Source organism: Nonomuraea phyllanthi (assembly GCF_006334985.2).
Lineage (GTDB): Bacteria > Actinomycetota > Actinomycetes > Streptosporangiales > Streptosporangiaceae > Nonomuraea > Nonomuraea phyllanthi.
The window spans coordinates 68,775-89,132 of record NZ_VDLX02000027.1 but is presented as its reverse complement, the minus strand read 5'-3'; the positions used below and the strand labels follow the sequence as shown (position 1 = coordinate 89,132).

The following is a 20,358-nucleotide window of genomic DNA, read 5'->3' as shown; positions in this document are numbered from 1 at the left end:
CTCCGACCATCGAAGGGTAACCTCCGCAGATGGGAGATCTCATGGCGTTCCACCCCAACCTCGATCCGGAGATCCGCGCCGCGCTCGAGCTCACGCCGCCTCCGACGTTCGACATGGCGACCCTGACCGCCGAGGCGCTGCCCGGGCACCGGGCGCAGATGAGGGCGTTCCTCACCGTCGCGCCGCCCCCCGACACCGACGTGGTCATCGAGGACCGTCACGTGCCCGGCCCCGACGGCGCCCCTGACGTGCGCGTACGCGTCTACCGCCCGGCCGGCGACGGCGAGGGGCGGCCGGGGCTCTACTGGATCCACGGCGGCGGCATGATCCTCGGCGCGCCGGAGATGGACGACGCGATGCTGATCTCGTACGTCGAGCAGCTCGGCCTCGTGGCGGTCGCCGTCGACTACCGGCTGGCGCCGGAGCACCCGCATCCCGCGCCCGTCGAGGACTGCTACGCCGGGCTGGTGTGGACCGCGAAATCGGCGGGCGAGCTGGGCATCGACCCCTCCAGGCTGGCCGTCGGCGGCGCCAGCGCCGGGGGCGGGCTGGCCGCCGCCACCGTCCTGCTGGCCCGCGACCGCGGCGGCCCAGAGGTGGCGTTCCAGCTGCTGCTCTGCCCGATGCTGGACGACCGCAACATCACGCCCTCCAGCCACCAGTTCGCCGAGGCCGTGGTGTGGGACAGGACCGCCAACATCTTCGGCTGGACCGCCCTGCTGGGAGACCGGATCGGAGCCGACGACGTGTCCCCGTACGCGGCTCCCGCCAGGGCCACCGACCTGGCCGGGCTGCCGCCCGCGTTCGTCGACGTCGGGGAACTGGAGGTGTTCAGGGACGAGGACGTCGACTACGCGCTGCGGCTGTCGCAGGCGGGGGTGTCAACCGAGCTCCACCTGTATCCGGGGGGCTTCCACGGGTTCGACATGATGGTGCCGGACGCCGCGCTCAGCAAGCGCGCCCGGGCGGCTCGGCTGGCCGCGCTCAAGCGGGCGTACCGGCTCTGACCTGCCGGCGCGCTCAGGACGTGCGCGCTTCCGGGGCGGAGTTCGCGTGCAGGCGGGTGAGGGCGAGGGCCAGGTGGGCGCGCAGGCGTCCGGCCGGGTCGGCGAGCGAGAACCCCAGCACGGCCTCGGCGCGGGCGATGCGTGCGGCCATCGAGCTGTGGTGCAGGTGCAGGGCGGTGGCCGCGCCGCGTACGGAGCCCGCCAGGCACAGTGCCCGCACCGCCGCCACGGCATCCTCGCCGAGCCGCGCCACCGCCCGTACGTCGTCCAGGGCCGCGATCGCCTGCTCGGGAAGGCCGGCGAACAACGCCAGCGCGCCCAGCTCCGACCAGCGCATCACCCGGTCGTGCGGGCCCGTGAAGCGCAGCGCCGTACGCGCCCCGGCCCACGACTCGGCCACCCGCTCACCAGGCACCTCGGGCCCGATCCCCACCCGCGCTCCCTCGGGCAGCTGAGGCTCGATCCCCCCGGCCGGCCGAGGGCCGATTCCCGGCCAAGAGCCCGCGGGCGACCGTTGACCGCCCCCCGCCTGTGCGGGTTCGGAGTGGGTTCCCGCACGCGCGCCGGCGGGCAGGGTCGTCGCCACGAGGACCGCTTCCGTGTCACCGATCGTCGTGGCGCGCACCTGGTGGCCCATCGCGCGCAGGCCCGAGGCCGGCTCCTCGCCGGGCAGCGCGATCGCGAGAGCCTGGAGCGGGGTGGACGGGGCGAAACCGAGCAGGCGCAGGGCACGGGCGCGTTCGGCCTCGCCGGTCTCGGCCGACAGGACCAGCTCCACCAGCGCGGGATCACGTCCCGAACGCGCCAGGGCGGCCGCCCGTTCCAGGGTCACCTCGGCCGCCGCCGCGTACCGCTCCAGCACGATGTCGTCCAACCCGTGCGGCGGCCCCTCGCGCTCCATCCACACCGCCCCGAGCCCGGACGACAGCTCCCTGACCTGCTCCGGCGCGGCGGCCGGGGTGTCGACGGTGCCGCGGGGCGAGGTGCGGGTGCGTCGGCCGGTGGCCGCGTCGAGCAGCCCCACCGGGCACTGCGCCAGCCGCGCCGTGGCGGCCATCAGCACCGGTACGCTGACGTGGTCGCGGAGCAGGGAGTCGAAGTAGGCGATGACGCGCACCGCGCTCTCCGCGTCGGAGTCGAGTGTGGAGAGGCGCAGCAGCAGTCCCTGCATGGCCACAGACTATGTCCCGGAAGCCGCCGCCGGACCATGTCCACGAGGCGGGTGTCAGGCGCGGTGCCGGCCCCGTCCTCTCCGGCCCTGGCGACTGGTTGCGGCGTGGCCTGGGCCGGGTCTGCCCGGCTGGCCCGGAGCGCTGCGGGCCGTCTGGCCTGAGGTGGCCCGCGGCGGCTGGGATCGGGCGCCTGCGCTTGCGCCGACCAGCTCGCGGTCGTCCTCGCGCCGGGGCGGCGGCGGGAACGCGGTGGTGTGGCGGCGGCCGGTCAGAGGGTGGTCCTGGCCGCCCGTGTGGGCGTTCTGCGCCGCGCCCGCGTGGACGCTCTGCGGGCCGCTGACGTGGATGTTCTGTGCGCCGCCGATGTGGATGCCCTGCTGGGTGGGCGCCGGGCGGCGGTGGCGGCGTCCGCGCAGGGGGAGGTCGGATGAGGGAAACTCCTCGACCGGGTGGTCGTGGCGGCGGCGACGGCCCCGGTAGGTGACGCCGATGTCCGGGACGCCACCGCCCTGGACGCCGCTGTTCGGGACGTCGCCGGCCTGGACGTCGCCCAGGCCTCTGGTCGCCGGGGCGAAGGCGTCGAAGGTGCTGGTCGCCCCCGGGATGATGATGCGCTCGAACGGGCCGGTGTCGACGAAGCGCTCCAGCGGTCCCGTGTCCAGCACGATCTCGACCGGCCCCGTGGTGGCGGGGTCGTGTGGACGAATGCCGGAGATGGTCTCGAACGCGGAGAAGGGCTCGAACGCGGGGACGGACTCCAGCGGGCCGGTTCGGGTGGCGGGTCGGTCGGGGGTGAAGGTGGGCGTGAAGGGGGCGGTGTCGGGGAGACGGCGGCGCGAGGGGGCGTCCCCCGTGGTGCTCGTCCGTACCATCGCGGCGGTGGTGGTGGCGGTGCGGCGGCGACGGCGGCGGTTGGCGTTGGAGCGGGGTGCCGGGCTTCCGGCGGCGGCCGGGGCCATCCGAAGGCGGCGGGTCTTGGCCACGGCGAGCAGCGCCAGTGCCGCGACCAGCGCCGACCCCACGAGCGTCGGTGAGGGGACGGCCGGTAGGGGGCCGGTGGTCGAGGCGTCGGCGTTCGCGAGGAGGGGTTCGGCGGTCGCGGCCGTGGTGTCGGCCGTCGTGGGCTTGGCGTGCTTGGCCTTCTTGGGCTGCTCGGCCACGGCCTGCCGCTGCTGGGTCTGCTCGGAGCGGGACTCGTGAGAGCCGGACTGGCGCTTGCCGTCCCTCGCGGTGCCGGTGCCGGTGGCGGTCTTGGGGGACGGGGCGGGGGAGCTGCCGGTGCTCGGCGCGTGGGCGGGCTCCTCGATCTGGGAGCGGGGGATCAGGGACGAGAGCGACTCGTGGCCGGGCAGGTCGAGCGTGCCGACATCGGTGCCGGGGCCGGGCGGCGCCGCGGCCCGCTCCTCGGCCTTTTTCCTGGCCTCGCGCTCCACCTGGGCCGCCTCCTCGTCCAGGCGGGCCTTGATGCGCTCCGGGTAGCCGTACCCGACGACCTTGCTCGTGTCGCGCTCCTTGCGCTTGGCGAGGCCGCCGTCGATGTTGCCCTCGATGGTGAAGATCGTGTCGCCCACGACCTTGGTGACGACGCCGACGTGGTCGATGCGGTCGATGTCGTTGGAGCCGCTCCAGTCGTAGAAGACGAACGCCCCGGGCTTGGGCTTGTGGCCCCACGCCCCCTGCTCCTTGAACCACTTCGCGTGCGAGACGGTCCACGCGAACTGCCCCATCCAGTCCTCGTACCCGAGCTTGTGCGCAGCCCACGAGAGGTACATGTCGCACCACGGGGCGGAGGTGTAGTCGGCGTCGAACTCGACGTGCTTGCCGTACCACTTGCCGAACTTGGTGTACGCCCCGGCCCTCTCGGAGTAGCCGAGCTGGCTCTCGAGGAGGTCGATGAACTTCTGCATCTCTGGCGTCATGGAAGCTTGGGAGCACCTTCCGGGCAAGACCGGGTTTATCAGCACAAATCCGGGTAAAGGGGGAACCCGGGACTTCTGTGACAAAACCGGAGGCTTGTCGTCTTCCGTGATGAGCGAGGCTACCGCGCCGTACGGCAGGTCAAGAACGAACCAAGGGAGCGTCAAGGGTTCGTAGGCAAAGAACCTGCTGGTCAAAGATGTTGCCAGAAATGTCCAAGCGAAGGTGGTTTAATCCAAAAAGATCTATCTTGTGCCCAGGTGAGAGGCATAGAGGCCCTGTGCCCTGATCGGCTCCGGCGGCCCGTTCCTAGGGTGAGGGCTCGCCGGAAGGCGAGGCGGCCGGCCGCTGCGGCGTCCCCGCGAGCGACTGCTCCGTTGCGGCAGGTGTGGGCAACGGGGTCGGCGTGGCGGAGCGGGAGGTCGGCGTGGGCGTGGGGCAGGGCGGGCCGTCCACGGCGGCCTCGCTCACCTGGGGTCCGTTGCTCGCCGCCGGCTCCGTCATCACGACAATCCCGGCATACGCCCGCTCACCACACGAAACCTTCCCGAAATCGTTCGTGACGTCGCTGGTGTAGGCCGTGCTGCCCCGTAAGGTGCGGGTCTCCTGGCGCACCGTCCTCGCCGGCCCGCCCTCCCCGTCGCGCCGCGTGAACGTGATGCGCAGCCGTACGGGCCCCGTGCCGTCCGCCGAGACCCTGACAGCCCCCGCGGTGCCGCTCCACCGCACGATGCCGGCCGCCTGGACGGCCGCGGGCCGCGGCGGCGCGGAGGTCGGGGCCGTGGGGGACGGGGGCGCCGGAGGGGACGGCGGCGCGGAGCCGCTGAGCGTCCGTGAAGGGGCGGGGCTGCCGGGCGCTCGCGAAGGGGTGGAAGAGGGACGCCGGGGTGTGGCGGCCGGGCGCGTCCGGCTGGGCGTGCCGGCGTCGGCGGGCTCGGACGCGGGCTCCGGATCCGGGTCGGCCGGCGTCGTCTCGGGCGGAGGCATCAGGATCGCGCCGGGCCCGAGCGGCAGCCGCCCGCCCGACAGCATGAGCGTAAGCGCCACCGCGACCACCGTCGCCCCCGCGACCCACAAGTGCGGCGGCAGACGGGGGATGCGCAGCACGCGGTCCCGGAGGGTGAGCGCGGCTCCGGCAGTCGGGCGCTCGGTCCTGGCCAGCGGGAAGCGCAGGGCGAGCAGCGTGGCGAGCTCGCCCAGGTGCCGCCGCCCCCGCTTCTCCCACTGGGGCCCGTACGCGGCGACCGCGTCCTCCTCCAGCTCGGCCGCGAACTGCCTGGCCGAGGCGTACCTCTCCACCGGGTCCTTGGCCATCCCGCGCCTGAGCAGGTCGCGCAGCGCGTCGGGCGCCACCTCCAGCGGCACCGGCTCCGCCAGGTGCCCGTCCCGCACGGCCGGGACGTCCGGCTCCCCGCCGTCCTTGACGGCCCGGTACGGCGGCCGCCCTCTGACCGCCTCGAAGAGCACGCACGCCGCCGCGTACAGGTCGGCCGGCGGCCCGGCCAGGCCCCGCGTCCACAGCTCGGGCGACATGTACGCCGGACTGCCCGCCGGCACGCCCGGCTCCTCGGCGTGCACGACGATGCCGAAGTCGGCGAGCCTGCTGGTGCCGTCCGCCTGGACGAGGATGTTCTCCGGCTTGACGTCGCGGTGCGCCACGCCCCGCTCGTGGGCGGCGGCCAGGGCCAGCAGCGTGCTCTTCAGCACGGCGAGCGCCGCCTCCGGGCTGATCCCGCGGTGCTCGGCCAGCAGCGTGCGCAGCGACACGCCGTCCACGAGCTCCATGACCACGGCGGCCCTGGTGGGGGTCTCGACGTACTCGTAGAGCCTGACCACGTTCGGGTCGTCGATCTCGACCAGCTCGTGGGTGTCGGAGCGGAAGCGCTCCATGAACTCGGTGTCCCTGCGCAGCGTGGCGTTCAGATATTTGATCGCGACGTAGGCGCCGGTCTCCTGGTAGGTGGCGAGGAACACACGGCCGGTGCGTCCGGCGCCGAGCTGGCGTACTTCACGGTAACCAGGGACCAAGTCCAACCCCCATCAGCGGCCGTCTCCGATTTGACGGTCTCACCCGGGGTGGGGGTTGTCACGACTTACCCATGTTCGGGCTTTTTCGCCGGGAACGCTACGCGGCCGGGGTCGGCTCCCGCAGCGGCAGGCGTACCTCGAACCACGTGTCACCCGGCACCGAGCGCACCTTGATCTCCCCGCCGTGCCGCCCGGCCACGATGCGGTACGAGATGTCGAGGCCGAGGCCCGTGCCCTGCCCCACGCTCTTCGTCGTGAAGAACGGCTCGAAGATCCGCTCCTTGATCGAGTCGGGCACGCCCGGGCCGGTGTCGCCGATCTCGACGATCGCCTCGTCCTCGTCGTACGCGGTGCGCACCGTCAGCGTGCCCTCCTCGCCCATCGCGTCGAGCGCGTTGTGGATGAGGTTGGTCCACACCTGGTTGAGCTCGCCCGCGTAGCAGGGGATGGGCGGCAGCGTGCGGTCGTAGTCGGTGACGACGCTGATGCCCGGAGGGATCTTGCCCCGGAAGATCGCGAGCGTGCTGTCGAGCAGGTCGTGCACGTTGGCCTGCTGGAACGGCGCCCGGTCCATCTGCGAGTACTGCTTGGCCGACCGGATCAGCGACGTGATGCGCTCGGTGGCCTCGGTCACCTCGTCGATCATCTGCGAGATCTCGATCGCCTGCGCGAGCCACTGCACCGCGGCGGGGGTGTGCTCCTCGCCCACCTTGCCGCGGATCTTCTCCAGATCCTTGTGCGAGAACCCGGCGTTGACCAGCGCGGGCGCCAGGTCCCACGCCTCCGCGACGCCCAGGTCGTCCAGCGCGGTGCCCAGCTCGTCCTCCGCGTCGGAGATCTCCAGCGGCGAGCGCTGCGGCAGGTGGCCGAGGGCGCTGGTGCAGGACTCCTGCCACTCGATCAGCGTGCGCAGCTTCTCCGGCGGGATGCCCTTCTCGGCGAGGTACGCGAGCTGGAGGCGCGAGGTGCCGACCAGCGTGCGCAGCTCGTTCGCCGCGCGGACGGCCGCCGCGGCCGGGTTGTTGAGCTCGTGCGTGAGCCCGGCCGTGATCGTGCCGAGCGCGGTCAGCCGCTGCCGCCGGTCGATGGCCTCGCGCTGCATCCGCCCGCCCGACATGAGGCCGTCGAGCAGGTGCATCGCCATCGGGAACCACTCGGCGACGATGTAGGCGAACTTCTTGGCCGGCAGCAGGAACATCCGCGAGGGCGCGGTGGCCCGCAGCGTGTGCTGGTAGTTCTGCGGCGCGCGGTCGCCGAGGTAGGCGGCGGTGGCGCCGCCGTAGACGCCGGGCTGCGCGGTGCGGGGCATGGCGACGGTCCCGGCGCTGACCGTCTCGCTGAGCATCTGCACCTCGCCCTCGATCAGCACCGCGAAGCACTCGGCCGGGTCGCCCTGGCGCAGGATGATCTCGTCGGTCTCGAACGACCGCACCCGGCCGCTGCCGGCGAGCTTGGTGAGCTGCGCGTCGTCCAGCCGCTCGAAGAGGAAGAGCTTGCGGAGCTCGTCGATGTCGATGTTCGGCGCTTCGTCGTCCGGCGCTTCGTTGTTGGGCGCTTCGTTGTTGGGTGCTTCGGTCATTGCTTCTCCAGGTAGCGATGCACGAGCGCGACGGCCATCGCGCCCTCGCCGACGGCGGAGGCCACTCTCTTGATCGATTCGGCGCGCACGTCGCCCGCGGCCAGCACCCCGGGCACGTTCGTCTCCAGGTAGTACGGCTCGCGCCGCAGCGGCCAGTTACGCGGCCGCTTCCCGCCCTGCAGCAGGTCGGGACCGGTCAGCACGAAGCCCTTGGCGTCCCGCTCGATCGTCTCGCCCAGCCACGCGGTGTACGGCTCGGCCCCGATGAAGACGAACAGCCACTGCGCGTCGACCGTACGCGTCTCGCCCTTGGTCGACAGCCGCAGCCGTTCCAGGTGGCCGTCGCCCTCGCCGCCGACGACCTCCGTCTGGAGGTGCACCTCGATGGAGGGGATCGCGGCTATCTGCTCGATGAGGTAGTGAGACATGGACTTCTCCAAACCATCACCCCTCACCAACAAATGGACCTTGCTCGCAAATCCCGACAGGTAGACCGCTGCCTGCCCGGCGGAGTTGGCCGCGCCCACGATGTGGACCTCGGTGTCCTGGCAGGCCGGCGCCTCGGTCAGGGCGGCGCCGTAGTAGACGCCCCGGCCCACGAAGTCGTCCAGCCCCGGCGCCTCCAGGCGGCGGTAGGTGACGCCGGTCGCCAGGATCACCGCGTGCGCCGCGATCTCCCCGCCGTCCTTGAACCCGACCACCCGCGCCTGGCCGCGCGGCTCCAGCGAGACCACCTTGCGCGCGGTCAGCAGCTCCGCCCCGAACTTCAGCGCCTGCCTGCGCGCCCGGTCGGCCAGCTGCTGCCCCGAGACGCCGTCGGGGAAGCCCAGGTAGTTCTCGATCCTGGAGCTCTGCCCCGCCTGGCCGCCCGACGAGTACGCCTCGACCAGCACGGTGTTCAGCCCCTCGGAGGCGCCGTAGACGGCCGCGCCGAGCCCGGCGGGCCCGCCGCCCACCACGATGAGGTCGTAGAAGTCGGTGGCGGGCGTGGTCGACAGGCCCACCGCCGAGGCCAGCGTGGCCTGGTCGGGCGACTCCAGCGTGACGCCGTCGGAGGTCACGACGAGCGGCAGGTGGCAGCCCTCGCCGGCCGCCGTCACGAGCTGCGCGCCGTCCGGGTCCTCCGCCAGCATCCAGCGGTACGGAACGTGGTTGCGGGCCAGGAAGTCACGGATCTTGTACGACTGCGCCGACCACCGGTCGCCCACGACCCGCAGCTCGGACCGCTCGACGCGCTCCGTGCGCATCCAGGCGTCGAGCTGCCCGTCGATCACCGGGTAGAACTTCTCCTCCGGCGGGTCCCACGGCTTGAGCAGGTAGTGGTCGAGGTCCACGACGTTGATCGCCTGGATCGCGGCGTCGGTGTCGGCGTAGGCCGTCAGCAGCACCCTGCGCGCGTACGGATACATGTCCATGGCGGCCTCGAGGAACTGCACGCCGTTCATCTGCGGCATGCGGTAGTCGGCCAGGATGGCGGCCACATCGTCGCCGCGCAGCCGCATCTCCTTGACCGCCTCGATGCCTTCCCGGGCCGCCTCAGCGCGGACAATCCGGTACTCATGGCCATAGCGGCGTCTCAGATCGCGGGCGACCGCCCGTGAGACGCCGGGGTCGTCGTCCACCGTAACGATGACCGGCTTGTCCATATCTTCTCCCCACTGGTCCCTAAAAGAAGGATGTCATGTGCTCCGGGGTCGGTGGACAGGCGCTCATATCATGGGCGGATGCGCACACGCGATCGCATCATCGACGCCGCCGAGCAGGCCATCCGGGAGTTCGGCATCACGGGTGCGACCACCAGGCGCATCGCCCGGCAGGCCGGGTGTTCGGAGGCGCTGATCTACAAGCACTTCTCCGGCAAGGAGGAGCTGTTCCTGGCCGTCCTGCTGGAGCGGCTGCCCGCGCTCGGCCCCGCGCTGGCGCGGCTGCGCCTCGCGACCGGGCAGGGCGACCTGGCCGCCAACCTGACGGAGTTCGCGCTGAAGGCGCTGGAGTTCTACGCCAGGGCGGCCGGCATCGCCTCGGGCGTGCTGGCCGACCCGTCGCTCCTGGACGGGTTCAGGTCCATGCTCGCCAAGGCCGACATGGGCCCCCACCTGCCGATCCAGGCACTGGCCGGGATCCTGCGCGACGAGCAGCGCGGCGGGCGCCTCGACGGTGGCCTCGACCCCGACGCCGCCGCCGCGATGCTGATGGGCGCCTGCTTCCACCGGGCGAATCTGTCGTACTTCGTCGAGTTGCCCCAGGAGGACAAGCCGTGGGCGGCGGCGGTGGTCGGCACGATCGTCAGGTGCTGACCCCCCCCTCGACGAGGCTTCCTCGTCGAGGGTCAGGCGATGACGCGGCTCTCGCCGCCGTCCACCAGCATCGAGATGCCGTTCACGAACGAGGCCCGCTCGCTGGCCAGGAACGCCACCACGTCCCCCACCTCCTGAGCCTCGCCGATGCGGCCGATCGGCACCGCCGCGGCCCGCTCGGCCAGGGCCTGCTCGTCGCCCGCCAGCTCCCGCAGCCGGTCGGTGTCGATGGGGCCCGGCATCACGTTGTTGACCAGCACGCCGTCGCCGGCGACCTCGCGGGCGAGGGTGCGCACGACGCCGGCCACCGCCGAGCGCATGGCGTTGGACAGCGCCAGGCCGTCGAGTGCCTCCCTGGCCGACCTGCTGGTGATCGTGACGATGCGTCCCCAGCCGCGCGAGCGCATCTCGGGCAGGACGGCGTGGATCAAACGCACGGTGCCGAGCAGGTTGCGCTGGACGGCGACGTCCCAGTCGGCCAGGCCGGTCTCGTCGAAGCGGCCGGCCGGCGGCCCGCCCGCGCTCGCCACCAGGATGTCGATCGGGCCGAGCACGTCGCGCGTCTCCTCGACCACCCGCCGGGCGGCGCTCGGGTCCTCCACGTCGGCCAGCACGGCGTGCACGACCTTGCCGTACTCCTGCAGCTGCACGACGGCGTCGGCGAGCTTGTCCGGATTGCGGGCGCTGACGCAGACGTCGCAGCCCTCCCGCGCGAGGCTCTTGGCCGCCGCGAGCCCGATGCCCGCGCTGCCTCCGGTGACGAGGGCGACCTTGCCCGAGATGCCGAGATCCATAGGGGCGACTATAGATCGTGACGGCGCGCCGCGGCCTCAGGCGGAGGTGACACGGGCGAGCTTGTCCGGGTTCAGCACGCTGTAGACGCCGCTGATGAGCCCGTCGCGGATGTCGATGGCCACGACCTGGGAGGAGCCGTTGATCACCGCCCAGACCGCCGGCCAGCCGTTGACGTCGATCAGCCGCGCGTCCCTGACCTCGTAGCGCTTGAGCAGCCCGGCCAGGAAGCCCACCACCTTGCGCCGGCCCTGGAGGGGCCGCAGTGCCGCCTTGACCTTGCCGCCGCCGTCGTTGTAGGCCACGACGTCCTCGTGGAACAGCTCGGCGAGCGCGGCCAGGTCGCCGCCCGAGGCCGCGTCGATGAACCGCGTCAGCAGCTCGGTGTGGTCCTGCGCCGACGGCCGGAACCGGTCGCGCCCCTCGGCCAGCCGCGCGGACGCGCGGTGGTGCAACTGCCTGGCGTTGGCCACGGACGAGCCGACGATCTCCGCGATCTCGTTGTACGGCAGCTCGAACGCCTCCCGCAGCACGAACACCGCCCGCTCCGGCGGCGACAGCCGCTCCATCAGGTGAAGCGTCGCGAACGACACCGTGTCGCGCAGCTCCGCCGTGTCCAGCGGACCCGCCTCCGAGGTCATCACCGGCTCGGGCAGCCACGGCCCGGTGTACGCCTCCCGCCTGACCCGTGCCGAGCGCAACTGGTCGATCGCCAGCCGCGAGACCACGGTCAGCAGGAACGCCCGCGGCTCCCTGATCTCGTCCTGGTCGGCGCCCTCCCAGCGCAGCCAGGCCTCCTGCACCACGTCTTCGGCGTCCCACATGCTGCCGAGCAGGCGATAGGCCAGCCCGAGCAGCATGGGGCGGTACTCCTCGAACTCCACAGCCGGAATCATGCCCGGTCACCCAGGTGGGTGGCATGCCGGGGCCACCAGGTGCGCGCCACCTCTCCTCGGCCTCGACCGGTGGGATGTGACGACCCGCGGGCTGGAAAAGCCGGGACGGGCGTGATGAGCTTGGGAAATGGCGAGAAATCTGATCCTGTCGGGAGGGCTGTTCCACGACTTCGCCGCCACGTCGGCCGCGCTCGCCGAGGTGCTCGCCGAGGTGGGGCTGGAGTCGGAGATCACCGAGGACATCGCGGGCGCGCTGAGCGAGCCGTCCGAGGTCCAGCTCATCACCGTCAACGCGCTGCGCTGGCAGATGGCCGAGGACCGCTTCGCCGACCTGCGGGGCGAGTGGCGCTTCACGCTGCCCGCGGAGGCCCGCACGACGCTGCTCGACCACCTGGAGCGGGGTGGCGGGCTGCTGTGCATGCACGCGGCGTCGATCTGCTTCGACGACTGGCAGGGCTGGCCGCGCGTCCTGGGCGGCTGCTGGAGCTGGCCCAAGTCCCACCACCCGCCGCTGGGCTGGACGGGCGTGCGCGTGCACGGCGGCCACCCGGTGGTCGACGGCCTGCGGGACTTCGACGTGGTCGACGAGGTCTACAGCGACCTCGACGTGCTGCCCGACGTCCGGCCGCTGGCCTCCTCCAACGGCCAGCCGCTGATCTGGGCGCGGCCGGTGCGCCGGGGCCGGGTGTTCTACGACGCGCTGGGGCACGACACCAGGTCGTACGAGAACGAGGTGCACAGGGCGCTGCTCCAGCGGGCCGCGCTGTGGCTGCTCAAGCGGCCCGTCACCATCACGGAGTGAACCCCGCCTCCGTCAAGCCCGCAGGGGTTGGCCGTCACCGTCACGGAGTGAACGACCATCCGCTCCAGCGGGTGACGTCCACGACGATCACCGGGCCGGCCGGCCGGTGCTCGCGGTACTGGCCGTATTTGGCGGCCAGCGCGTCGATCGCCGGCTCGCGCTCGGGGCCCTCCTCCACGACCCTGGCCAGGCCGTCGGCGCGCACCCACCACAGCTGCGCCCAGTCGTCCTCGTAGTGGTCGGCCAGCAGGCTGACGTGCGGGTTCTCCCGGATGTTGCGCAGCCGCCGCAGGGCGGTGGTGGTCTTCGGCTTGTGGTCGATCGCGATGACCACCCGGTCGCCGGCGACGGCGAACGTGACGGGCACCAGGTGCGGCGTGCCGTCGCGGCTCGCCGTGGCGAGCCGTGCCACCCGCTCCCCGCGGAACCTCGCGCGGGCCTGCTCGCCGTCCACGCCTCCATTCTGTCGGCCCCATTCTGTCGGCCCGGGACCCGGCTGGGGAGCGGCCCGGGTCCGTCGGCCGGGCAACGTGTCCGGAAGCTACAAGACCGCATGTCGCCGCCGTGGGCAGGATGACTCCCATGAACGTGAACCTCACCGCGATCGCCGGCTTCCTCGCCGGGCACGCGCGTGTCCTCGACCGCCGCCGCTACGACCACCTCATGGGGAACGGTGACGCGGCGTCCGTGCTGGCCGCGCTGGAGGCCTACCGCAACCCCGACGGCGGCTACGGCTGGGGCCTGGAGCCGGACCTGCGCTCGCCCGAGAGCCAGCCGGGGGCGGCGCTGCACGCCTTCGAGGTGTTCGAGGACATCGCCCCCGAGACCGCTCCGCAGGCCGTGGTGCTCTGCGACTGGCTCGGCTCGGTCACGCTGCCCGACGGCGGGCTGCCGTTCTCGTTGCCGCTCACGCTCGCCGACGCCACCGCCCCCTGGTGGGCGGGCGGCGACGCGGGCACCTCGTCCCTGCAGATCACCGCGATCTCCGCGGCCTCCGCCCACCGCGTGGCCGCCCACGACCCGGCCGTGGCCGCGCACCCGTGGCCGGCGCGGGCCACCCGCTACTGCCTGGACACGATCCAGGCGCTCGACGCGGCGCCGCACGCGTACGAGCTGGCGTTCGCCGTGCGCTTCCTCGACGCCGTGTACGACCGGGAGCCCAGGGCGGCCGGCCTGCTCAAGCGGCTCGGCGAGCACATCCCGGCGGACGGGCGGGTGCCCGTCGAGGGCGGCGCCGAGGGCGAGGCGCTGCGCCCGCTCGACTTCGCCCCGCACCCGGGCCGGCCGGTCCGCGACCTGTTCGAGCCCGACGTGATCGCGGCCGACCTCGTCCGGCTGGCGGGGGAGCAGCACGACGACGGCGGCTGGAGCGTGGACTACGCGCGCATCTCGCCCGCCGGGGCACTCGAATGGCGCGGCGCCGCCACCCTGCGCGCCGTCGAGGTGCTGCGCGCCAACGGCATGATCTAGCCAAGCCCTGCGTGCCGACGGCGTGATCTGCAGAAACCTGCGCGTCGGCGGCATGATCCGGTGAACCCTGCGCGTCGGCGGCCTGATCCGGCGACGATCTACTCCGACAGGCGGCGGGCCGACTCCGACTCCTGGGCCATGCGGCGCAGCGCGTCGAACGCCCTGCCGTACAGGACCGTGCCGAGCACCAGGGCCTCCACGGCGGCGTCGCGCGGGCCGTGGAACGGGATCTTGTCCATGTCGATCTCGGACACCAGCTTCTGCGCGACCTCCGCGTACGGCGCCAGGTCGATGGACAGGCCGAGCTGCCGCATCCTGACGAGCGTCTGGGCCAGCTCGTCCCGGGTGGGGGCCTGCGGGGTGACGTTCCAGCCCAGGTCGGCGATGAGGCGGTCCACCTGGTCGCGGGCGAGCCGCCAGTCCTCGCCGGACTCCGGCTCGACGGCGGGGCTCAGGGCGTAGTGGGCGGTGCCCAGCATCTGGTGGACAGGGAGCGACTCGTCCTCGACCGCCTCGACGACCTTCTTGATCGAGGCCACGGGGAGCCTGCCGACCTCCAGCAGGGACCGGATCAGGCGGAGCCTGCGCAGGTGGGACTCGTCGTACTCGGCCCTGGTCGCGGCCGTCTGCCGGCCCTGGGGCAGCAGGCCCTCGCGCAGGTAGTACTTGATGGTCGGGATGGCCACGCCCGACCGGGCGCTGAGTTCGGAGATGCGCATCGATGGATAATACCGCTATCCAGATCGGGCGAGATGGCGGGCCGCGCTGAGGAGCTCGTGCACGTCGGTCTGGCGGTTCCAGAGGAAGACCACGTCCAGCGACGGCACCTCCTCCTTGATCGGGATGAAGGTGAGCGTGTCCGGCACGGTGGTGCCCTCGTGGACGCACAGCGCGTACCCGGCGCCCTCCTCCACCATGGCGATGACCAGGTCGTGCGTGGCGGCGGCCGGGCCGAGGCGGGGGTGCAGGCGGTGCCGTACGAAGCCCTCCAGGAAGCGGCGGGCCCCGGCCACCGCGTCCGACTCCGGCATGACCAGCGGCTCGCCCGCCAGGTCCGCCAGCGACACCGCCCCGTGCGCCGCCAGGGGATGGTCGCGGTGCACCAGCGCTCGCACCGGGAAGCGGTGGACCAGCATGCGGGCCACGCCCCTCGGCAGCGAGCCCGGCGCGTACCCGAGCCCGGCCTGGAGCGTGCCGTCCACGATGGAGACGATCTGCTCGGCCGTCCCCATGGGCGCCACCCGCAGGTTCGCGTTCTGGAGCTGGGAGAGCAGCCGGGCCACCACGTCCGCCAGCCCGTCGGCCACGCCCAGGCGCGCGGTCTTCTCCGTGCACCGGGCGGCGGCCACCGCCCGGTCGAAGGCGTCGACCGCCACCGTCGCGCGAGCCAGGAACGCCTCGCCCGCATCGGTCAGCCGGACGCCGCTGGACGAGCGGCTGAACAACTCGACGCCGATCTCCTTCTCCAGCGCCCTGAGCTGCTCGGACAGCGTCGGCTGCGCGATGTGCAACGCGGCGGCGGCCTTGCGGAGACTCCCGGCCCTGGCGATCGCCATCGCGTAGCGGACGTAGCGTAGATCCATCCCTCACCTCAGCGTGATGATGATGGGCTATCGATTGATCGCACCTCCGTATTACAAGAGCGTCTGGCTCCCGTGAAGATACGCAGTTATTACCGGGTGAAAATCGCCTGAAATACCGAGACGTACGAACGCATACTCGGCTACGCCGTGCGCCGCTGCGACCGCCGCGGCCAGGCCAGGCACCGGCACAGAAGCGTCGAGCCGGGCGCGATCGCCCGGGAGTTCCGCGCGCTCTCCGACGCCGACCAGGAGCTGATCGCGCTCGTCGCCTGGGAGGGACTGGACCACGGCCGGATCGCCCGGGTTCTCGGCTGCTCGCGCAACGCCGTACGGCATCCGGCTCTACCGCGCCCGCAGGCGCTTCTCCAAGGCGCTCGCCGGCGCCGGCATCCCCGTCCACCACGTCGTCATGGAGTCGCTGTGAACGACCTGCAGAACCTGGCCCGTGCCCGCGACGAGAACCTCGCCGGGCAGGCGTCCGGCGCGGGGGCGCGGGCGCCGTCGCGGCCTCCAGGCGGTCTTCCAGGTCATCACCCCTGCTCCTGGCAACGTCGGCTACCGCGTCGACCCGGCGCGGCAGCAGGCCGAGGTCGGCAACGACTGGATCGTCTGGAGGGCGGAGCCGGAGCAGGCGGGCGTGCTGCGCCTGCTGGTGACCGAGGAACGCCTGCCCAGGAATCCCACCGGCCCCGCCGACGGCTAGCGCGTGAACCGGGGGTGGCGCGCCTCGGACTCCCGCGGCCCCAGTGAGGGGCGCGCCGCCAGCCAGGCCGCCGCCCCCGCCGGGTCCCCCGCCGTGACGGCACCCTCCAGCAGGCCCTGTACGGCTTCCCGTACGGGGCCTTCCGCCGTGAGCACGCCGCCCGCGAGCACGATCGGAAGGCCGGGGTCGGACACCTGGGCGGCGGTTCTCGCCAGCCGGGACGCGGCCTCGGCGACGAGGGCCTGCGCGGTCGGGTCGCCTGACTCGGCGGCCTGGCTGACGAGGGGTGCCAGCTCGGCGAGCGCGAGCGGCGGCCGCGCGTACACCGCAGCCGCGACCTGAGCCGACGGATCCGCGCCCGCGCCTCCTGGCAACAGCCGCCGCAGGACCAGCTCCGCCAGCAACCCGTCACCCGCCGTGACGCCGCCCGCCGTCGGGGTGGCGGGAGCGGGGCGGGGCCGGTGGGCGGCGAGGGCGCGGACGGTGGCGCTGGTGGCGGCGCGGCCGAGCCAGAAGGCGGAGCCCTCGTCCCCGAGCAGCCACCCGTACCCGTCGGCGGTGGCGACAGCGACATGGTCGATAATTTTTGCCGCGATGGCCCCCGTCCCGGAGATGAGCACAGCGCCCGAGGGGGACGGCGTCCCGGCGGCGAAGGCGGTCACGACGTCGCCGACGACCCGGATCGGCGTTGCTTCCGGCAGGAGCGGCCGGAGTACGCGCTCGGCCAGTGACCTGCCCGCCCCGGCGTTTCCCGCCAACCCCACCACCACCGCCTCGACCTGCGAGTTCAAGGGATGGGGAACGGCCTCCAGGACGGCGGCGGTCAGGTGCGCGGCAGCCTGCTCCGGTCCGAGCGTGACCGGGTTGCCCCCGGCGGCCCGTCCGCGCCCCACCGGCTCCCCGTCCACCGTGTACAGCGCGGCCCGCGAGGAGGTGCCGCCGGCGTCGATGCCCAGAACCAGCATGTCAAAAATTATTGCCCAACCACCTTGACCCCGCCAAGATATGAGCATAATTTTCACCGCGTGGAGCTACTCAACCGCATCGAGGCGGAGCAGCACGACATGCCGGAGGCGCTGCGCAAGGTGGCCGAGGCGATCCTGGCCGCCCCCGCCGAGACCGCCCGGCTGACCATCGTCGACCTGGCCGAGCGGAGCGGGACGTCCACGGCGACCATCACGCGCTTCTGCCGGGCACTCGGCTTCACCGGGTACGCCGAGCTGCGCGTGAGCGTCGCCACCGAGACCGGCCGCAAGGCGCAGCAGACCTGGCAGACCGACATCGGCCAGGAGATCCTGCCCGACGACAATCTCGACAAGGTGCTCGGCGTCGTGTCCGGCAACGACATCCGCCTGATCCAGGAGACCGCCGACCAGCTGGATCTCGCGGTGGTGGAGAAGGTCGCGCAGGCCGTGGCCAGGGCCGGGCGGGTGCTGCTGTTCGGGGTGTCGAGCAGCGCGGCCGTGGCCAGCGAGATGGAATACCGCCTGCAGCGCATGCGCGTGCCGACCTGGAGCAGGTCCGACGCGCACAGCGCGCTGACGGACGCCGCGCTGCTCGGCCAGGGCGACGTGGCGATCGGCATCTCCCACAGCGGCCGCACGCGCGAGGTCATCGAGGTGCTGGCGGAGGCGGGCAGCCACGGCGCGATCACCGTGGCCGTCACCTCGCAGCCGCGCTCGCCGCTGGCCGAGGTGGCCGAGCTGGTGCTGACCACGGCCAGCCGGGCGACGAGCTTCAGGTCGGAGGGGTTCGCCGCGATCCATTCACAGCTGCTCGTGCTCGACGTCGTGTACGTGTCGGTGGCTCAGCACACGTACGAGCGCACGAAACAGGCGTTCGACGTGACCGTCAGGGCGGTCGCAGGACACCGCCTACCCGAGGGGGAGAACCCATGACCGTAGATCCCGCGGCGTACGCCCAGCACATCGCCGACCTCGTCCGGGTCATCCCGGGCGATCCGGAGATCTCCCGGGCGGCCGGCCTGTTCACCAGGGCGCTGAACGCGGGCGGCGTCATCCAGGCGTTCGGCTCCGGTCACTCCGAGGCCGTCGCGATGGAGATCGCCGGGCGCGCCGGCGGCCTCGTGCCCACCAGCAAGCTCGCGCTCAGGGACATCGTCCTGTACGGCGACGCCCCGCGCGCCGAGCTGGACCGCTACGACCTCGAACGCGACCCGGCGATCGCCCGCACCATCCTCGACCTGGCCCCGGTCCACCCGGCCGACCTGTTCGTGGTGATCTCCAACTCGGGCGTCAACGGCGTGGTCGTCGAGCTGGCCACGCTCGTCAAGGAGCGCGGTCACGACCTGATCGCCATCACCTCGCGCGCCCACAGCGAAGCGGTCGCGTCCCGCCACCCCTCGGGCCGCAAGCTCGCCGACCTCGCCGACGTCGTCCTGGACAACCGCGCACCCTACGGCGACGCCGTCCTTCCCCTGCCCGACGGAGGCGCCACCGGAGCCGTCTCCACCATCACCTCGGCGCTCCTCGCCCAGCTCGTCGTGGCTGAGACCGTACGCAACCTGCTCGAAGCGGGCGAGGTGCCGCCGGTCTACCTCTCGGCCAACGTCCCGGAGGGCGACGCGCACAACCTCAAGCTCGAAGCGCTGTACGAGGGCCGCATCCGCCGGGGCGCCTGACCCGCCGGCACGTACGACATCTCGGGGGACCGCACACCCAAGGAGAACCCCGCCCATGTCACGAAAATTCGGAAAAGTCCTCCTCTCCTTAGCCATCCCCGCCGTCCTGATCACGACCGCCCTGGCCGCACCCGCCAACGCCGACCAGGCCGTCCGCCTCCAGTACCGGACCAGCGCGCCCGGCGCCACCACCGCCCAGGCGGAGCCCTGGCTCCGGCTCTTCAACGACGGCACCACCACGATCCCGCTCAACCAGGTCAAGATCCGCTATTACCTGACCGGTGCGGAGACGTACCGCTTCGCCTGCTCCTGGGCGGTGGTGAGCTGCTCGACGGTGACCGGCCAGTTCGTCCGCCAGGCGGGCGCCGACCAGTACCTCGAGGTCGGCTTCACCTCCGGCAGCCTGGCCCCCGGCGCGAACACCAGCGACATGCAGCTGCGCTTCTACCGCTCCGACTGGCAGACGTTCACGCAGAGCGACGACTACTCCTACGGCTCCCAGACGAGCTACTCCAACTGGGACAAGATCGCCGTATACGTCAACGGCGCGCTCGCCTGGGGCGAGCCGAACGGCGGCAGCGACCCCGACCCCACCGACCCGCCCACCGACCCGCCCGGCCAGAGCGGCGAGCTGTTCGACGACTTCACCTACACGGGCTCGAACGACCCGCGCCTCGCCCAGCGCGGCTGGACGGTCCGCTCCAGCTCGGGAGGCCCCGGCGTGCCCGGCGCCACCTGGTCGCCCTCGGCGGTCTCGTTCCCCGGCGGCCTGCTGACGCTCGACTCCTCGACGAACGGCACCGCCGGTGGCACCGTGCAGACCGAGCTGTCGACCGCGAACCGCAAGTTCTTCGAGGGCACGTACGCCGCCCGCGTGCGCTTCAGTGACGCGCCGACCAGCGGCCCCGACGGGGAGCACGTGGTGCAGACCTTCTTCACCATCACCCCGCTGCGCTACAACCTGGACCCCGACTACGGCGAGCTCGACTTCGAGTACCTCCCGAACGGCGGCTGGGGCGAGCCGTCCAACATCCTCTACACCACCAGCTGGGAGACCTACCAGGGCGACCCCTGGCAGGCCGTCAACACCCACACCCTGGAGCGCGCGAGCTTCGCCGGCTGGCACGACCTGGTGATCCAGGTCTCCGGCGGGCGGATGAAGTACTACGTGGACGGCCGGCTGTTCGCCGACCACGGTGACATCTACTATCCCGAGACGCCCATGTGGATCATGTTCAACCAGTGGTTCATCGATCTGCAGGGCGCGACCGGGACCCGTACGTACCGGCAGCAGGTGGACTGGCTCTACTACAGCGGCAACGAGGTCGTCTCGCCCGCCGACGTCGGCAGCCGGGTCGCCGCCCTGCGCGCGGCCGGCACCGCCTTCAAGGACACCGTTCCCAACCCCTGACACCAGCCCAATCCCTGACACCAGCCCCGCGCCCGCCCCGGGCGGGCGCGGGCACCCCCA

Annotated in this window: 19 protein-coding genes; 8 read left to right on the top strand and 11 right to left on the bottom strand. The window is 72.4% G+C overall.

Annotated features, from left to right (window positions below):
* Window positions 1-29 precede the first annotated feature (29 nt).
* Complete coding sequence (locus FH608_RS45640) at window positions 30-1,007, top strand: alpha/beta hydrolase (protein ID WP_226900488.1); 978 nt, start codon at window positions 30-32, stop codon at window positions 1,005-1,007.
* Window positions 1,008-1,020: 13 nt separating this feature from the next.
* Here FH608_RS45640 and FH608_RS45635 read toward each other — a convergent pair whose 3' ends face one another.
* From FH608_RS45635 to FH608_RS45615, 5 genes are all read right to left on the bottom strand, one after another.
* Window positions 1,021-2,178 carry a PucR family transcriptional regulator gene (locus FH608_RS45635; RefSeq protein ID WP_139637434.1) on the bottom strand — a complete coding sequence of 386 codons (1,158 nt, stop codon included), beginning with the start codon at window positions 2,176-2,178 and terminating at the stop codon, window positions 1,021-1,023.
* Window positions 2,179-2,232: 54 nt separating this feature from the next.
* Window positions 2,233-4,098 carry a CHAP domain-containing protein gene (locus tag FH608_RS45630; protein WP_139637433.1) on the bottom strand — a complete coding sequence of 622 codons (1,866 nt, stop codon included), beginning with the start codon at window positions 4,096-4,098 and terminating at the stop codon, window positions 2,233-2,235.
* A gap of 307 nt (window positions 4,099-4,405) precedes the next feature.
* Window positions 4,406-6,124, bottom strand: a complete 1,719-nt coding sequence (locus tag FH608_RS45625; protein WP_193319002.1) for a serine/threonine-protein kinase — start codon at window positions 6,122-6,124, stop codon at window positions 4,406-4,408.
* Window positions 6,125-6,221: 97 nt separating this feature from the next.
* Window positions 6,222-7,703 (bottom strand): ATP-binding protein, encoded by a 1,482-nt coding sequence (locus FH608_RS45620; protein ID WP_139637431.1) that lies wholly within the window; start codon window positions 7,701-7,703, stop codon window positions 6,222-6,224.
* The gene (locus tag FH608_RS45615; RefSeq protein ID WP_139637430.1) at window positions 7,700-9,349 is read right to left on the bottom strand and encodes an FAD-dependent oxidoreductase; all 1,650 of its coding nucleotides are present in this window, start codon (window positions 9,347-9,349) and stop codon (window positions 7,700-7,702) included. The genes FH608_RS45620 and FH608_RS45615 overlap by 4 nt, the downstream gene beginning before the upstream one ends.
* A gap of 78 nt (window positions 9,350-9,427) precedes the next feature.
* Between FH608_RS45615 and FH608_RS45610 the strand changes: the two genes are divergently transcribed.
* Window positions 9,428-10,000, top strand: coding sequence for a TetR/AcrR family transcriptional regulator (locus tag FH608_RS45610; protein ID WP_193319001.1), 573 nt, complete (start codon window positions 9,428-9,430; stop codon window positions 9,998-10,000).
* Between the two features lie 32 nt (window positions 10,001-10,032).
* Here the strand turns inward: FH608_RS45610 and FH608_RS45605 are convergent, their stop codons facing one another.
* Window positions 10,033-10,794, bottom strand: a complete 762-nt coding sequence (locus tag FH608_RS45605; protein WP_139637427.1) for an SDR family oxidoreductase — start codon at window positions 10,792-10,794, stop codon at window positions 10,033-10,035.
* A gap of 36 nt (window positions 10,795-10,830) precedes the next feature.
* On the bottom strand, window positions 10,831-11,676 hold the full coding sequence (locus tag FH608_RS45600; RefSeq protein WP_226900487.1) for an RNA polymerase sigma-70 factor: 846 nt from the start codon (window positions 11,674-11,676) through the stop codon (window positions 10,831-10,833).
* Between the two features lie 139 nt (window positions 11,677-11,815).
* Between FH608_RS45600 and FH608_RS45595 the strand changes: the two genes are divergently transcribed.
* Window positions 11,816-12,490: a ThuA domain-containing protein gene (locus FH608_RS45595; RefSeq protein ID WP_139637425.1), complete on the top strand. Its 675-nt coding sequence runs from the start codon at window positions 11,816-11,818 to the stop codon at window positions 12,488-12,490.
* A 40-nt stretch (window positions 12,491-12,530) separates the two neighbouring features.
* On the opposite strand, the gene FH608_RS45590 is transcribed toward FH608_RS45595, so the two are convergent.
* Window positions 12,531-12,944, bottom strand: a complete 414-nt coding sequence (locus tag FH608_RS45590) for a TIGR03668 family PPOX class F420-dependent oxidoreductase (protein WP_139637424.1) — start codon at window positions 12,942-12,944, stop codon at window positions 12,531-12,533.
* A 128-nt stretch (window positions 12,945-13,072) separates the two neighbouring features.
* Between FH608_RS45590 and FH608_RS45585 the strand changes: the two genes are divergently transcribed.
* On the top strand, window positions 13,073-13,960 hold the full coding sequence (locus FH608_RS45585; RefSeq protein ID WP_139637423.1) for a hypothetical protein: 888 nt from the start codon (window positions 13,073-13,075) through the stop codon (window positions 13,958-13,960).
* Window positions 13,961-14,058: 98 nt separating this feature from the next.
* Here the strand turns inward: FH608_RS45585 and FH608_RS45580 are convergent, their stop codons facing one another.
* Together FH608_RS45580 and FH608_RS45575 are read right to left on the bottom strand one after the other, a co-directional pair.
* Window positions 14,059-14,679: a MerR family transcriptional regulator gene (locus tag FH608_RS45580; RefSeq protein WP_139637422.1), complete on the bottom strand. Its 621-nt coding sequence runs from the start codon at window positions 14,677-14,679 to the stop codon at window positions 14,059-14,061.
* 15 nt (window positions 14,680-14,694) lie between these two features.
* Window positions 14,695-15,543: a LysR family transcriptional regulator gene (locus FH608_RS45575; RefSeq protein ID WP_139637421.1), complete on the bottom strand. Its 849-nt coding sequence runs from the start codon at window positions 15,541-15,543 to the stop codon at window positions 14,695-14,697.
* Between the two features lie 445 nt (window positions 15,544-15,988).
* On the opposite strand from FH608_RS45575, the gene FH608_RS45565 reads away from it, so the two are divergent.
* The gene (locus FH608_RS45565) at window positions 15,989-16,246 is read left to right on the top strand and encodes a hypothetical protein (RefSeq protein WP_139637420.1); all 258 of its coding nucleotides are present in this window, start codon (window positions 15,989-15,991) and stop codon (window positions 16,244-16,246) included.
* Here FH608_RS45565 and FH608_RS45560 read toward each other — a convergent pair.
* The gene (locus FH608_RS45560) at window positions 16,243-17,211 is read right to left on the bottom strand and encodes an N-acetylglucosamine kinase (protein WP_193319000.1); all 969 of its coding nucleotides are present in this window, start codon (window positions 17,209-17,211) and stop codon (window positions 16,243-16,245) included. The two genes, FH608_RS45565 and FH608_RS45560, sit on opposite strands and share 4 nt — an antisense overlap.
* Before the next feature lie 60 nt (window positions 17,212-17,271).
* Here FH608_RS45560 and FH608_RS45555 point away from each other — a divergent pair, with 60 nt between their 5' ends.
* The 3 genes from FH608_RS45555 to FH608_RS45545 are packed head-to-tail and all read left to right on the top strand — an operon-like array spanning window position 17,272 to window position 20,298.
* The gene (locus FH608_RS45555; RefSeq protein ID WP_226900486.1) at window positions 17,272-18,144 is read left to right on the top strand and encodes a MurR/RpiR family transcriptional regulator; all 873 of its coding nucleotides are present in this window, start codon (window positions 17,272-17,274) and stop codon (window positions 18,142-18,144) included.
* The gene (locus FH608_RS45550; RefSeq protein WP_139637417.1) at window positions 18,141-18,887 is read left to right on the top strand and encodes a sugar isomerase domain-containing protein; all 747 of its coding nucleotides are present in this window, start codon (window positions 18,141-18,143) and stop codon (window positions 18,885-18,887) included. Before FH608_RS45555 ends, FH608_RS45550 begins: the two co-directional genes overlap by 4 nt.
* 55 nt (window positions 18,888-18,942) lie before the next feature.
* Window positions 18,943-20,298, top strand: coding sequence for a cellulose binding domain-containing protein (locus FH608_RS45545; protein ID WP_139637416.1), 1,356 nt, complete (start codon window positions 18,943-18,945; stop codon window positions 20,296-20,298).
* Window positions 20,299-20,358 lie beyond the last annotated feature (60 nt).